Origin of the sequence: Micavibrio sp. TMED2 (genome assembly GCA_002168225.1) — a bacterium.
GTDB lineage: Bacteria > Pseudomonadota > Alphaproteobacteria > TMED2 > TMED2 > TMED2.
In genome coordinates this window covers 371,855-385,814 of record NHBH01000001.1, presented here as the reverse complement: position 1 = coordinate 385,814, position 13,960 = coordinate 371,855, and the positions used below count along the sequence as shown (strand labels likewise).

The window sequence follows — 13,960 nt, the reverse complement described above, 5'->3', positions numbered from 1 at the left end:
CACTTACCGCGCGCGATAAGATCATATCCCGCCATTCATGACAAACAGGCGACCAGCATGCTCACAATCTTTTCACCGGACCACCGCTTTCAGGATGGCCGCTCGGAATTGAATGACGGCATGATCATGAAACCGTTCGAGAAGCCGGAACGCGCCGAGATGATTATAAGCCGGGTACGTGACGTCAACCTCGGCGAGGTTCGGACGCCTGATGATGCCGGAATCGACCCGATCGCCCGGATACATGACAAACGCCTGATCAAATTTCTCGAGGAAGCCTGGGAGCTCTGGGCCGCCGAGGGCCGCGACAATGACGCGCTGCCGCTCTGCTGGCCGGTGCGGGGCATGGGCAACCGCGAACCGGAAACCATCGATGGCCGCCTGTCCTATTTCTCCTTCGATGCCGGGACACCGATTACGCCGGGCACATGGCGCGCGATTACCTCCAGTGCCAATACCGCGGTCAGCGGGGCCGGTGCCCTCGTGACCGGCGAGCAGGCGGTGTTCTCGCTCTGCCGACCGCCGGGCCATCATGCCCATGCCGATTTCTATGGCGGCTATTGCTTCTTCAACAACGCAGCGATTGCCGCGCAATACCTGCTCGACAAGGGCTGTGCGCGGATTTCGATCATTGACGTTGACTACCACCACGGCAATGGCACCCAGTCGATCTTCTATGGCCGCTCGGACGTGCAGTTCCTGTCGATCCATGCCGACCCGCGCTTCGAGTTTCCGTTCTTCCTCGGCCATGCCGATGAGATTGGCGAGGGTGCCGGTTATGGCCACAACCACAACTATCCGCTGCCATGGGGCAGTGACTGGGATCGCTGGTCCGAGGCATTCGAGAATGCCTGCCGCCGGATCGAGGATTTCGCCCCGGATGCGATCATCGTCTCGCTCGGTGTTGATACCTACAAGGAAGACCCGATTTCGCAATTCACGCTGGATACCGATGCGTTTCCACGGATCGGCGAGCGACTGGCCGCACTCAACCGTCCGACCCAGTTCGTGATGGAAGGCGGCTATGCCATTGAAGCAATCGCGGTCAATGCGGTCGGTGTGCTGACCGGTTTCGAGAGCGCATCACGGCTCTAGTCGACACCGTTATAGAGCTTCTCGGGCGTGCTCTGCATCACCTCATCGCGCCAGACCTGCTGGGCGGTATTGTTCAGCCCGTGGGTGCCCACCGGCAGATGATGCACGATCAGTTCCGACCCATGGGCGTTATAGGCCAGCCGGGCGCGTGCCAAGAGCGGCGCATTGTCGATGAGCGGGCTTTCCGCCGGTGTCGAAGGGCGGTCACTGATCTGGATAATTTCGGATATGCCAGCCCATTGACTATCGGTCAGCATGAGCGGCCCCACATGATCGGCGGTGGTATAGAGCATCGCCGGACCTTCGGCCCCCAGATGCCATGGCTTGTCGATCCCGGCGGCCATGCGTGCCGCCGATGCCTTATGCAGTGCGGCCACTTCCATGCTCAACCCGCGAACCGGCACCACAACCGGCTCAAACCATGTGCTACCGGCTTGTGACGGATCGGGCATCAGGCACCCGGCAAAGGCCCCGACATGGCCAGCGGTTTGCCGCACCAGTTCCGGCAGATCGGCAAAAACCATCGAGCGCTGGACGATCATCGGTGGCCGTAGCTGACCGAGCAGATCATCCTGATACGGCTTGTCATTGAACCCGGCGACCCGGAACGTATCCTCATAGGTAGCAGCAAACACAACCTCGATCCGCGCATCCTGTGGCCAGCCCTCTGCCTTCAACCGGTGCAGAAACGCGATCTGCTTGGAACGGCAGGCAGGGCAGCTCTCGGCTGAGGAAACCTGCAGCAACTGCAGGTCGTCATCGGGATTGTCCTTCAGGATAGTGAGAGCTTTTTCGAGCGTTGCCTCGGTCAGCGTCTCGGCCTCGGCATGGGCACTGGCGATCCCCTTGGACAGGACCGCATTGCCCATTGGGCCGGACAGGCTGATCAGATCGCCGGTGCTACGATTGTGAATGAACAGCTCTGCGGCAAAGGGGCCGCCGGTGCCCGCACGGACATTCGCGGTGGCGAAACCATCCAGCCGCGCCAGATGGGCGGCTGCAGTATCATCATCAATACTGAGCGTTGCCGTTGCCGTGGCCAGACGTTCCGGCAGGTCGGCAGACCCGTCGGATACCATCAATAATCGCCGTTCATACCGGGTTTGGATTCAGGTGCATCAGCCGGACGCTTGGCGGCTGGCAGGTCCATATTGGCCACCAGATCGGTGCGCAGGCTGGAAGCACCGAAACGGAAATTGTCACGATCGGCAGACCAGCCCTCACCCATGATGCTGTCGGCCAGCGCCATGAACTGCGCGGCCTGCTCATTGGTTTTGACGCCCTTGGAGATTTTCAGGCCGATATTCATGCCGGTATCCTTGATCGCTGCCAGCATGGCCGCTGCGTGCTCAAGGGTCACATCGCCGTCATTCTTGCCGGTTGAGGTCTTGAGCATATCGGCACCGGCGGTAATCGCGGCGATGGATGCCTCATAGATTTTGGTCGTGTCCTGCAGCTGGTTGGTCTCGAGAATCACTTTCATCTTCTGCAGCGGGGCGGCCTTGCGGGTGGCACTCAGCACCTCGCCGGTCTGCTCGTCATAGCGATCGGTGAAGGTTTTGAACGGGATCACCACATCGATCTCGGTGGCACCTGCCTTCTTCGCCATACGGGTATCAGCAGCAACCTTCTGGGCCGGCTCATCGCCATCATAGAAATTGACCACGGTGGCAACGCCGATACCGGTGCCGCGGGTGGCATCGGCTGCCTGGCGCACATGATTCGGATAGACGCAAACGGCAGCGATTTTCGAGCCGTCGACTGATTCCGTAGCAGTTTCGAGAAATGCGGCGATTTCCGCCTTGGTCTCGGTTCCCTTGCGCGTGGCATTGTCCTGCAGCGTTGTCAGATCAAGAGCCTGCAAGGCCTTGCGCGCCGTCTCAGGTGTCCCTTTAACCTGTTTGGCCGCTGCAATTTCTGCGGCATATCTGTCGGTATTGAACGGGGGCGTTTGGATAACCATGTTAAACTGCCTTGTTATTTTGCGCCGAACGGGACAGCCTTATCGCGCGTTTTGTATCTGTTAAGCCTTTGGGCGTTCCACATACCTAAACTTCCATTGAGAAAACACCAAACGCCAACCGTATTGGCAGCCGTCTGCGGCTGCCGGAGCACCATTCATGACCACGGCTGATGAAGCAAAAATGAGCTATAGCGAAGAGCGCGAAACCCAGCGCCGATCCAAATTACGAGCCCCTGTCGTCTATTCGATGATCCAGCGCGAGGGCGAGGAAGAGCTGGAACGGCGCAGCACCTCGCTGTTCTGGTCGGCGATTGCCGCCGGGATCGTCATGTCTACCTCGGTTCTCGCCGAAGGCATCCTCCACCACTACATCCCGGAAGCACAGTGGAAGGATGCCGTGGTTCATGCCGGATACTGCGTCGGCTTCCTGATCGTGGTTCTGGGCCGGATGCAGCTGTTCACTGAGAACACGATCACCGTGGTTCTGCCCGTGGTGAACGAGTTCACAAAGAACAAGATACGCGAGATGGTGCGGGTTTGGGGCATTGTGTTCTTTGCCAATATGATCGGCATCGGAGCGGCGATGGCCCTGCTGTCCAGCGGCTGGATCGCCAATGACGATGTCATTCAGGGCATGATTGCCGTCTCTCGACCGCTGCTCGACCGCAGTTTTCTGGAAATCCTCGGTTATGGTGTACCGGCCGGGTTCCTTGTTGCAGCACTGGTCTGGATCCTGCCCAATGCCAAGGAAAGCCAGTTCGCAGTCATTGTGCTGGTGACCTACATGATCGCCATGGGTGGCTTTTCCCACGTGGTTGCCGGTTCCGGCGAAGCCTTCCTGCTGGTGTTCATCGGCGAGGCAACCTGGGGCTTCGCCCTGTTCCAGTTCATGATTCCGGCCCTGATCGGCAATATAATCGGCGGTACCGGCCTGTTTGCCATGCTCGCCTATGGTCAGGTACGCGGGCATCTGCGTGAGCCCGCCCCACCGCCACCGACAGAACCCAAAGATCAATAGTCATCCCGCCCAGCATCCGGGCACAAAAAAACCGGTGTCAGATATCTGACACCGGTTATCTTTTGGCAGGCAGTAGAAACTGCCCTTAACCTTAGGCGGCTTTGATGTTGCCGGCTGAGGTCTTGCCACGTTTTTCGTCGGTCACGAGTTCAAATTCGATACGCTGACCTTCGGTTGGGTTGTTCATCCCGGCGCGCTCAACTGCGGTGATGTGCAGGAACACGTCCTTGCCGCCATCATCGGGCTCGATGAAGCCATAACCTTTAGTCGCATTAAACCATTTCACGGTGCCTGTAGGCATAACCGTATCCTTTCCGTTAGTTAAATGACTGGCAACGCCAGCCGTTAGTCATGTCCGACGCACAAAAGCGTCCGCCGAACGGGTCGTGGAATATCTCAAAAGCGTCAGAACGGAAGAGGATCAGGCTCTCCGGTGTTATTCGAGGCCGGTTAAGGCCGGGTTCACCGGTATGACTGGGCAGGGTTGCCCCTGCGTCGCAGTAGTTTAATCGTCGTCTTTCGATCGGCATCGGTCTTGGTCGATATCCAATAGCCGACAAGGTAATGCGACTCGTAACTTTACGCAAGCGTAACCGGCATCGACCTGCCCGCATTCAGCACATGGGCAGCATGCCTAAACCACTCACCCGGCTAATTTATTTTGGTCGGGAGATGCTGAAAACGTCGCGAACAGCGGTGTAATCCATATAACCGAGCCGTGCGAGCGGGGTCCAGTTGCGCACCAGACCATCGACCAGAATGGCGTCATTGATGTGCACACCGACCACTTCGCCGATCGCCATTTTGTTGTCATCACCGGGCAGATCGACAATCTGCAGCAACTTGCATTCGAAGGATGCCGGAGCGATCGCCACCCGCGGCGCGGCCACCACATGGCACGCGGCCTTCTCCAGTCCGGCGCGCTCGAACTCGTCGACATCATCCTTGGTCGCGGTCGCATTCATGACGTCGGCCAGTTCCTCCGACACCATGTTGACCACGAACTCACCGGTATCGCGGGCATTGCGGATCGAATGCGGCGAGCCGTTGGATGAGAACATCACCACCGGTGGCTTCGAGGCCAGCGCATTGAAGTAGCTGTAGGGTGCCAGATTGTCCCGGCCATCGGTCGAGCGTGTCGAGACCCAGGCAATCGGTCGTGGCTGGACCAGTGCCTTGAACGGATCATGAGCAAGACCGAGATCCCATTTGGGATCGGTCTTGCCGGGTTTATAAAACATCGGAAAGTGCCTTGTAATTAAGAGAAGATCAGTCGTGGATACCGGGATCGAGGATCGCCTCGATCTCGTTCAGACTCTCTTCCATTTTCTTGAAGGTCTTTTTGCCAATCTGGCTGCGCAATTCATCCTGAACCGACTGTTTGACCTTGTGCATGGTCTTGAGCAGGGTATCGCCGCTCTCGGTCAGCTTGACCAGCTTGCCGCGACCATCGGTCGGGTCCGGCACGGTCTCGACATATTTCGAGGTTTCCAGCGGCTTCAGACTCTGCTGTACAGCCTGCTTGGAAATCTTCAGCTTGTTGGCGAGGGTCACCGGGCGCACGCCCTTGCCCTCGAGCAATGGCAACAGGCTAACCGCCGCTGCCGGCACATCATCATAACCGAGGGTGCTGAGATGTGACTGGATACGGTCCCCGAACAAACGCTCAAGTCGGCGACACATGCGAATAACCGTATCAATGCGTAACTTTTTCAAATGCTTAATCCTTCCCCGTCGAGGAACCGCGAACTTCTTCCGGCGCGTCGGATCATCGGCTTCATAATAAATGCGGAGTATCAGTCATACAAATTGACCAATTGGTCAAGGGGGACAATTAACCAATTGGTTAAGATTGATACAATTTACCGCAGGATTCCAGTTACAGAGGCCTATCAGGCAGTATTCTGAACCGCAAACAGATCATATTCACTGGCTTCGACAATCGTCACCGGCACCATATCGCCGGGCTTCAGATTCTGACCGTCGGTAACAAAAACATTGCCGTCGATTTCCGGCGCATCGGCATAGGAGCGGGCGATTGCGCCGTCCTCATCAACCTCATCGACCAGCACATCCATCTGCCGCCCGACCTTCGCCGCCAGCCGCTTTTCGCTGATCGCCTGCTGATGGGCCATGAGGCGTTCCCAACGTTCCTGCTTCACAGCCTCCGGCACGTGACCCGGCAAATCATTGGCCGCCGCCCCATCTACCGGCTCAAACTTGAAACAGCCGAGACGATCAATCTGTGCCTCACTCAGCCAATCGAGCAGGAACTGGAAATGCTCTTCTGTTTCGCCCGGATAACCGACGATGAAGGTGGAGCGGATGGCAATATCCGGCACCTGCTCACGCCATGACCGGATACGCTCAAGCACCTTCACCTGATTGCCAGGACGGCGCATGGATTTCAGAATTTCCGGATGAGCGTGCTGAAACGGAATGTCGAGATAGGGCAGGATTTTGCCTTCAGCCATCAGTGGCATGACCTCATCCACATGGGGATAGGGATAGACGTAATGCAGCCGGGTCCAGATACCGAGCTCACCCAGTGCCTCACACAGATCATAGAACTTCGCGCGCACCGACCGGTTCTCACGATTGCCGTCGGGGCGGGTGATCGTCCATGGACTTGTCTTGTAGCCGATGTCGAGGCCATAGGCCGAGGTATCCTGACTGATCACCAGCAGTTCCCTGACCCCGGCAGCGGCCAGCTTCTCGGCCTCACGCAACACGGCACCGGCCGGGCGGCTCGCCAGCTTGCCGCGCATGGAGGGAATGATGCAGAAGCTGCATGAATGGTTGCAGCCCTCTGAAATCTTCAGATAGGCATAATGGCGCGGGGTCAGTTTTAGCCCCTGCGGCGGCACCAGATCGATATAGGGATCATGGGTCTGGGGGGCAGCTGCATGGACGGCGGAGACCACCGCCTCATATTGCTGCGGACCGGTCACAGCGAGCACACCCGGATGGGTCTCGCGGATACGCTCGGCCTCAACCCCCATACACCCGGTGACGATCACCTTGCCATTCTCGGCCATTGCCTCGCCGATGGTGTTCAGGCTCTCTTCCTTGGCGCTGTCGAGAAACCCGCAGGTATTGACGATCACGACAGAGGCATCGTTGTAATCGCCGGAAATCCGGTAACCGTCCGAGCGCAGCTTGGTCAGAATCCGCTCGCTGTCGACCAGCGCCTTCGGGCAGCCGAGGCTGACAATACCGACGGCAGGAGCCTCGGTCGGTATATGCGGTTTGTCCAGTGTGTCGCTCATCGTCACATCATCTCGTTTACGGCTGGGAGCGGCTTATAGTGGCAAAGCCGGTTTCGCACCAGCGCAATTCCGCCGACATGCGGCCCGCCTGCCTACTCCCAGCCAAGTCCCAGCCAGCTTGCGGTTATCCCCCGTCACATACAGCCGATCGCGGATAAGACGGTGCATTTATCAGCCCGTTTTGCAAGTATCACGCAATACCAACCTTACCCTGCTCCCTGATTGCAGATTAGCTGCCATCGCACAATTGGGCGTCCCCAACGGATAACACATCAAGCAATTCAGACGATGACTGACATTTCTTTAACTCAATCACATCTTTCCATAGGGGATTTTAAGTTCAAGTTTGACTCAGGCAAAGACGTCAAAACAAACAAATCATCACCTCACAACTTCATTTTAATGAAGAACAAGAAACTGGTTGATTTGTATATCGATACATTCAAAGACAACAAAATCGATAATATCTTCGAACTGGGCATTCGGCGCGGCGGATCTGTCGCCTTCTATAATCTGGCATTTCGCCCTTCACGGCACACGGCGATTGACCTGAGTATCGACATTGTATCTGCGCTTAAGGACGTGATTGAACTTGCCAAGGCCGAAAAACGCTCGCTCAGCACCCATTATGGTGTGGATCAAGCCAATAGAAGCCGGGTGCTGTCAATCTGTGAGAAGGTTTTTGATTATGGTGATGGGAACATGCAGCCACTTGATTTTGTGGTTGATGATGCTTCCCACCGACAGAAACCAACCGAGGTGGCCTTTGAAACCCTGTTCCCACTTTTGCGTGAAGACGGGCTTTATGCAATCGAGGACTGGGGCTGGGCACATTGGGCAAACTATCAGGGACCCAATGCCTATTTCGCCGATGAGCCGGCATTGACCAATACCATCTTCAAGCTGCTGATATTGCATACCTGCAGACCGGACATCATCAGCGAAATTCGTATTACGCCCGTGGTGGCCTTTATCCGGCGCGGTCCGGCTGCGCTTCAATCCGGTAGCTTTTCCATCGATAAGCTATTGGTTATGCGGGATAAGGAACTACCTGCTATCTAGAGCTGACAAACAGATCGGCTGCGCCACCAGCGTACTGACCAACGCATGACATGAGGCAAAAATGGCCACCGCACTTCCCGGCACCATGCAGGTAATCGAGCTCCGCGAACCCGGCGGCCCGGAAAACCTCTACCCGGCCACTCGGTCCGTGCCGAAAGTCAAGCCCGGACAGATCGTGATCAGGGTTGCCGCCGCCGGGATCAACCGCCCGGATGTGCTGCAGCGACAGGGGCTGTACAAGGTGCCGGAAGATGCCAGCGACCTGCTCGGCCTTGAGGTCGCCGGTACGGTGGCGGCAGTTGGTGACGGCGTTACCCGCTGGTCGATCGGCGACCGGGTCTGCGCGCTCTGCCATGGCGGCGGTTATGCCGAATATGCCGCTGTCGATGCCCGCCACGCCCTGCCGGTACCCGAAAGCGTGAAACTCGCGGACGCCGCCGCCCTGCCGGAAGCGCTGTTTACCGTCTGGGCCAATCTGTTCGAGGACGGGGAATTGCAACCGGAACAGATCGCCCTGATCCATGGCGGCTCCAGCGGCATCGGCACCACCGCGATCCAGATGGCGAAAGCCATCGGTGCCCGCGCGATTGTCACGGTCGGGTCCGACGACAAGGCACAGCTCTGCACCGATCTCGGCGCGGTCCATGCAATCAATTACAAGACCCATGACTTTGTCGATGAGGTGCTGGCAATGACCGATGGCCATGGGGTTCATGCAGTGCTCGACATGGTTGGTGGCGACTATGTGAACCGCAACCTCAAATGCCTCGCCCCGCAAGGCCATCATGTCTCGATCGCCGTGCTGCGCGGCCATCAGGCCAGCATCGACATACGCCGGGTCATGGGCCGACGCCTGCACCTGTCCGGCTCGCTGCTCCGCCCGCGCAGCCCGGCGGAAAAGGCCCGCCTCTGTACCGAGCTGTCACAAACCATCTGGCCCTATGTGGTCGAGGGCAAGATCAGGCCAGTGATATACGAGACCTTCCCCCTCGCCGACGCCGCCGAAGCCCATCGCCTGATGGACAGCGGCGAAATGCATGGCAAGCTGGTGCTGACGGTCGATCACTGAAATCCGGGATCAGGCAACCGGCAGTTCGGTGGTTTCCTTGATTTCCTCCATGACGAAGCTGGCGGTCACGTCCTTCAGCTCCAGCCGCGCAATCAGGCGCTGGTAGAGACTGTCATAGGCTTTGACGTCACCAACCCGGGCACGCAGCAGGTAGTCCTGATCGCCCGCGGTCCGATAGGCACCGAGGATTTCCGGAAAGTCGCGTATCACGGCGGCGAACTTTCCGGCCCAGTCGGCATCATGACGGTCGGTCTTGACCGAGATAAAGACGATCAGGCCGAGACCGAGCGCATCCGGGTCGACTAGCGCCACCCGACCCCGCAACACGCCCTGTTCCTCCAGCCGCTTGATCCGCCGCCAGGTGGCATTGCGCGACAGGCCGATCACCTCGGCCAGTTCCTCAACCGGACGTCCGGCATCACGTTGCAGTTCTTTCAGGATGCGCCGATCCTGCTGGTCAAAATCACTCATACAAAGAACTATAACGGGAATATTTCTCGTCGTTAAGCCCATTTACCGTGAAGTTTGGGAAATAAAATCGCGCAGGACATGGCAGAATACCCGTAATTTCGAGCCGCAAACCGAACCTCAAACGAGGCCCAATCAGGAGCAAGCGTCATGGAAGCCGTTACCCGACTGTTCACCACCCACCCCCATTCGGTTGATGAGAGCTATTTCCAGCACATGGCCTTTGCCGCCAAATTCAGCGGTCTGCTGTTCCTCGCCGCATTTTCCGCCCTGATCCACGCCATTCTCCCCTTCCTCTGCGAGCGCACCGCGAGCCGCATTGTCGCCCGTCTCTATGACCGCACCCATAACCGTGGCGCCCATCACCACGGTCATGGGGAAGCATAGACCTCTCTCCCCAACATAAACCCTGCGGTTTGTGACCTTACGGCGCAGCGATTGGCTTTCTGCTTGGCAGGAACTGATCGCTGCGCCATAAGCGCTGCCATGACAGGCGGGCAGAAATACCGACATCACCGACCGGCAACCGGTCGCGGGCACCTGATCGGCACATGGATACTCATGGCCGCGATGCTGGTGGTCGGCCTGATCCCGGCTGGATATATGCCGCGCTTAGGTCCGGGTGACACCGCATCGGACAGCCCGTATCTGACCATGGTGATCTGTACCGCTGGGGGTGCGGAAACCATCACCATCAATGCCGATGGGATACAAATTGACGATACCGGCGATCCGCAGGAACAGCCGGATCACGAACATCACGTAACACCCTGCGCCTTCGCCCTCACCAGCCTCGCCCTGACCCCAACCAGCAGCCCTGCGCTGCCGGTCATGGATCATGACCACGGCGATCCCATCGCCTTTAGCGAACAGGCGATCCCCACAAGACCTGAACTGCAGACCCATCCACGGGCACCGCCTCTCGCCTGATGCCTGACGCGCCATTCACGAGCGCAATTCGATCACATCAGCATCACGAGAGAACCACTATGAAAACCATCCTTAAATCCGTACTGGCTGCTGCCCTTGTGGCCACCACTACACTCACTGTTGGCAGCCTTGCCGAGGCCCATGAATACAAGCTCGGCAATCTGCATATCGACCATCCCTTCGCCCGTGCGACCGCGGGGCCGGCCCGTGCCGGTGCCGCCTATCTGCGTATCGAGAATGCCGGTGACAATGACCGCCTGATCGCCGCGTCATCCGACCGGGCCGGCAAGGTCGAGTTGCACTCCATGGAAATGACCGATGGCGTCATGAGAATGCGTGAGGTCGAGGGCGGCGTTCCGGTCCCGGCCAATGGCAATGTGGCACTGGAGCCGGGCGGTCTGCACATCATGCTGATGGGCCTGACCCAGCCGCTGGTCGAGGGCGAGCGCTTCCCCATGACCCTGACCTTTGAGAAGGCAGGCACGATCGAGGTGGAAATCGCCGTCGAGGGCGTCGCCGCCGGTGCCGACAAGCATGATGGCCATCATGGCCATATGGAGCATGATCACGACATGGATCACGATGATGATCATGGCGACGATCATGATGGCGGGCATCACAAACACTGATCCCGACACCCGTTGAATCACAAAAAGGCCCGGCGCATCAGTTGCCGGGCCTTTTCATTTTCCTTTGCGACCTGAACGTCGATTTATTCAGCCGCGACGCTTTTCGGATCGGTCCATTCAAATGGCTTGAAGGCATCGTTCAGCGGGGTATGGGCAAAGTGATTGCTGTAATTTGACAGCACCTTCAGCCCGACCAGCGTGATTACTTCAAAAACATGCGCCTTCTCATATCCGGCATCGAGAAATGCCTGAGTATCCGCATCGCTGACCCAACCGCGCTGGTCGATGACCTTATAGGCAAACTGGCGCAGGGCTTCGAGCTTGGCATCGGCAAGCGGTTGCTCGTTACGCAGCGCCTCAATCACATCATCCGGCACCTTCTGCCCTTTCGCGATCGCGGTATGGGCAGCAACACAGAATGTGCAGCCATGATAGGTATTGCCGGTAAAGAACACGACCTGTTGCTCGGTCGCTGAGAACGTCGAATTTTCCGCTATTGTCTGGCTGAGTTGCAGATACGCCTTGAGCGCGAGAGGCGCTTCCGCCTGTGCTGCGTAAAGGTTTGGCACGAAGCCCACCTTCTTGGCGGCAGCGGCAAGCGCTTCCCTGGAGGCTTCGGGTGCGGATTCAACTGTGTGGAATGTAAAATCGACCATGTGATTACCTTTGAAAAATCATGTTCCGGAATGCTCAGAACAAGAAAGAGACAGGGCATTCCGCTCGTTGTTAAATTGATACTTGGGAAAAGCCCGGTATCGGAACAAGCAAACGGTAATCGCGCGCCGGTAAACTAAGCGTGAGACAGTAAACCGGCGGTCAGAACATCCCGTAATGCATCAGGTATCGGCGTTGGTCGATGGCTTGCCGCATCCACATAGACATGGACGAAAAACCCGGCGGCAACGGCGCTGTCCTCGCCCTGCTTGAACACGCCCAATTCATAGCGCACCGAGGAAGTGCCGATCCGGGGCACGGTGATGCCGATATCGAGCTGTTCCGGAAAGCTCGCCGGGGCAAAGAACCGGCAGCCGGTTTCCACCACCAGCCCGACAACCGCGCTCGACATGGGATCGAGAACACCGGCCTCGATCAGATAGCGGTTCACCGCCGTATCGAAAAACCGATAATAGGCGGCATTATTGACATGGCCATACATGTCATTGTCCGACCAGGCGGTATTCACCGTCTCGAACTGACGAAAATCCGCCCGGACCGGCGGCTGCGGACGCTCGTTAGCCATGATTGAAATCCATTATCAGAGCGCCGCCTGATAGATGGCCAGCGCGTCGTCCTGTGTGACCTCGCGCGGGTTGTTGATCAGCAGCCGGGTCTGCAGCATCGCATCCTCGGCCATACGCGGCAGGTCGTTGTGATTGATGCCCACATCGCTCAAACGCTTGTCGATGGCGACCGCATCGGCGAGTTCGTCCAGCGCCTCGATCAGGGTCACCGTCAGTGCCTCGTCGCTGCCCTCGGCACCGGGTTTGAAGATCGGTGCCAGTTCGGCATAGAGCGGCGCGGCAGCCGTGGCGTTGAAGCGCAGCACATGCGGCAGGACCAGCGCATTGGACAGGCCATGGGGCACATGGAAGATGCCGCCGATGGGATAGGCAAGGGCATGGACCGCCGCCACCGGTGCATTGGCAAAGGCCTGTCCGGCCAGCATGGCACCGAGCAGCATGTTCTGTCGCGCGACCAGATCATCGCCATGGGTACAGGCCTTGACCAGATTGCCGGCGAGCAGCCGCAGCGCCTCCCGCGCCAGAGCGTCGGAAACCGGGTTCTTCTTCAGCTTCGAGGTATAGGCCTCGATCGCATGGACCATGGCATCAATACCGGTCGCTGCCGTATGCCTGGCGGGTAGGCCGGTGGTCAGCTGTGCATCGAGAATGGCGATATCGGCATAGAGCTGCGGCGAGACAATGCCCAGCTTGGTGGTCTCGCCGGTGGTGACAATCGAGATCGGCGTCACCTCGGAACCGGTACCCGCCGTGGTCGGAATCTGGATCAGCGGCAAGCGACCGCCGGTAACGTTACCAACCCCGTACATTTCCGACAGCTTCTGGGTGCCGATGGCCAGCACCGATACCAGCTTGGCCACATCCATCGAGGAGCCGCCACCGAGGCCGAGCACGACACCAACCTCGTTGTTCTGTGCCTGCACCACGGCGGCTTCGACCAATGCTTCCGGCGGATCGGCGACCACGGCATCGAAAACCGTGACGGTAAATTCTGCGGCCTTCAGGCTGTCCAGCACCGGCGCAATAACACCGGCATCGACCAGCCCCTTGTCGGTGACCACCATGATCCGGCGGGAGGATACATGATCGGCGAGAATGTTGCCGAGATTGGCGGTACAGCCGGTCTCGCTGATGATATGCGGGACGGTACGAAATTCGAATGACATGGCGTTTCCCGTAAAGTTTTTGGTCAGGCTTGTTGTTACCTGTGTTAAAT

Annotated in this window: 17 protein-coding genes; 7 read left to right on the top strand and 10 right to left on the bottom strand. The window is 58.2% G+C overall.

Annotation, left to right across the window (positions count from 1 at the left end; genetic code table 11):
* Positions 1-57 precede the first annotated feature (57 nt).
* The gene (locus tag CBB62_01940; protein OUT41147.1) at positions 58-1,095 is read left to right on the top strand and encodes an acetylpolyamine amidohydrolase; all 1,038 of its coding nucleotides are present in this window, start codon (positions 58-60) and stop codon (positions 1,093-1,095) included.
* Here the strand turns inward: CBB62_01940 and CBB62_01935 are convergent.
* Positions 1,092-2,174 carry a hypothetical protein gene (locus CBB62_01935; protein OUT41146.1) on the bottom strand — a complete coding sequence of 361 codons (1,083 nt, stop codon included), beginning with the start codon at positions 2,172-2,174 and terminating at the stop codon, positions 1,092-1,094. The two genes, CBB62_01940 and CBB62_01935, sit on opposite strands and share 4 nt — an antisense overlap.
* Positions 2,174-3,058 carry a deoxyribose-phosphate aldolase gene (locus CBB62_01930; GenBank protein ID OUT41145.1) on the bottom strand — a complete coding sequence of 295 codons (885 nt, stop codon included), beginning with the start codon at positions 3,056-3,058 and terminating at the stop codon, positions 2,174-2,176. Before CBB62_01930 ends, CBB62_01935 begins: the two co-directional genes overlap by 1 nt.
* 181 nt (positions 3,059-3,239) lie before the next feature.
* Between CBB62_01930 and CBB62_01925 the strand changes: the two genes are divergently transcribed.
* Positions 3,240-4,076 (top strand): hypothetical protein, encoded by an 837-nt coding sequence (locus tag CBB62_01925; protein OUT42588.1) that lies wholly within the window; start codon positions 3,240-3,242, stop codon positions 4,074-4,076.
* A 91-nt stretch (positions 4,077-4,167) separates the two neighbouring features.
* Here CBB62_01925 and CBB62_01920 read toward each other — a convergent pair whose 3' ends face one another.
* The 4 genes from CBB62_01920 to CBB62_01905 form a co-directional block, all read right to left on the bottom strand.
* On the bottom strand, positions 4,168-4,377 hold the full coding sequence (locus CBB62_01920) for a cold-shock protein (GenBank protein OUT41144.1): 210 nt from the start codon (positions 4,375-4,377) through the stop codon (positions 4,168-4,170).
* A 355-nt stretch (positions 4,378-4,732) separates the two neighbouring features.
* Positions 4,733-5,335 (bottom strand): hypothetical protein, encoded by a 603-nt coding sequence (locus CBB62_01915; protein OUT41143.1) that lies wholly within the window; start codon positions 5,333-5,335, stop codon positions 4,733-4,735.
* A gap of 10 nt (positions 5,336-5,345) precedes the next feature.
* Positions 5,346-5,759 (bottom strand): hypothetical protein, encoded by a 414-nt coding sequence (locus CBB62_01910; protein ID OUT41142.1) that lies wholly within the window; start codon positions 5,757-5,759, stop codon positions 5,346-5,348.
* Positions 5,760-5,968: 209 nt separating this feature from the next.
* Positions 5,969-7,345 (bottom strand): 30S ribosomal protein S12 methylthiotransferase RimO, encoded by a 1,377-nt coding sequence (locus CBB62_01905; protein OUT41141.1) that lies wholly within the window; start codon positions 7,343-7,345, stop codon positions 5,969-5,971.
* Between the two features lie 402 nt (positions 7,346-7,747).
* Here CBB62_01905 and CBB62_01900 point away from each other — a divergent pair, with 402 nt between their 5' ends.
* Together CBB62_01900 and CBB62_01895 are read left to right on the top strand one after the other, a co-directional pair.
* Positions 7,748-8,407 (top strand): hypothetical protein, encoded by a 660-nt coding sequence (locus tag CBB62_01900; GenBank protein OUT41140.1) that lies wholly within the window; start codon positions 7,748-7,750, stop codon positions 8,405-8,407.
* A gap of 61 nt (positions 8,408-8,468) precedes the next feature.
* Entirely contained in the window at positions 8,469-9,476 is a 1,008-nt protein-coding gene (locus CBB62_01895; GenBank protein OUT41139.1) for an NAD(P)H-quinone oxidoreductase, read from the top strand.
* Between the two features lie 9 nt (positions 9,477-9,485).
* On the opposite strand, the gene CBB62_01890 is transcribed toward CBB62_01895, so the two are convergent.
* Positions 9,486-9,947 (bottom strand): transcriptional regulator, encoded by a 462-nt coding sequence (locus CBB62_01890; protein ID OUT41138.1) that lies wholly within the window; start codon positions 9,945-9,947, stop codon positions 9,486-9,488.
* A 147-nt stretch (positions 9,948-10,094) separates the two neighbouring features.
* Here CBB62_01890 and CBB62_01885 point away from each other — a divergent pair, with 147 nt between their 5' ends.
* The 3 genes from CBB62_01885 (at position 10,095) to CBB62_01875 (ending at position 11,503) form a co-directional block, all read left to right on the top strand.
* Positions 10,095-10,331 carry a hypothetical protein gene (locus CBB62_01885; protein ID OUT41137.1) on the top strand — a complete coding sequence of 79 codons (237 nt, stop codon included), beginning with the start codon at positions 10,095-10,097 and terminating at the stop codon, positions 10,329-10,331.
* A gap of 99 nt (positions 10,332-10,430) precedes the next feature.
* On the top strand, positions 10,431-10,874 hold the full coding sequence (locus CBB62_01880) for a hypothetical protein (protein OUT41136.1): 444 nt from the start codon (positions 10,431-10,433) through the stop codon (positions 10,872-10,874).
* A 59-nt stretch (positions 10,875-10,933) separates the two neighbouring features.
* Positions 10,934-11,503, top strand: a complete 570-nt coding sequence (locus CBB62_01875; GenBank protein OUT41135.1) for a hypothetical protein — start codon at positions 10,934-10,936, stop codon at positions 11,501-11,503.
* 83 nt (positions 11,504-11,586) lie between these two features.
* On the opposite strand, the gene CBB62_01870 is transcribed toward CBB62_01875, so the two are convergent.
* The 3 genes from CBB62_01870 to CBB62_01860 all read right to left on the bottom strand — a co-directional run bounded on the left by CBB62_01870 (position 11,587) and on the right by CBB62_01860 (position 13,910).
* Positions 11,587-12,159, bottom strand: a complete 573-nt coding sequence (locus CBB62_01870) for a hypothetical protein (GenBank protein OUT41134.1) — start codon at positions 12,157-12,159, stop codon at positions 11,587-11,589.
* A gap of 134 nt (positions 12,160-12,293) precedes the next feature.
* A complete protein-coding gene (locus CBB62_01865) occupies positions 12,294-12,743 on the bottom strand; it encodes a thioesterase (GenBank protein ID OUT41133.1) in 450 nt (149 codons plus the stop codon).
* A gap of 15 nt (positions 12,744-12,758) precedes the next feature.
* Complete coding sequence (locus CBB62_01860) at positions 12,759-13,910, bottom strand: alcohol dehydrogenase (GenBank protein ID OUT41132.1); 1,152 nt, start codon at positions 13,908-13,910, stop codon at positions 12,759-12,761.
* Positions 13,911-13,960: the final 50 nt, after the last annotated feature.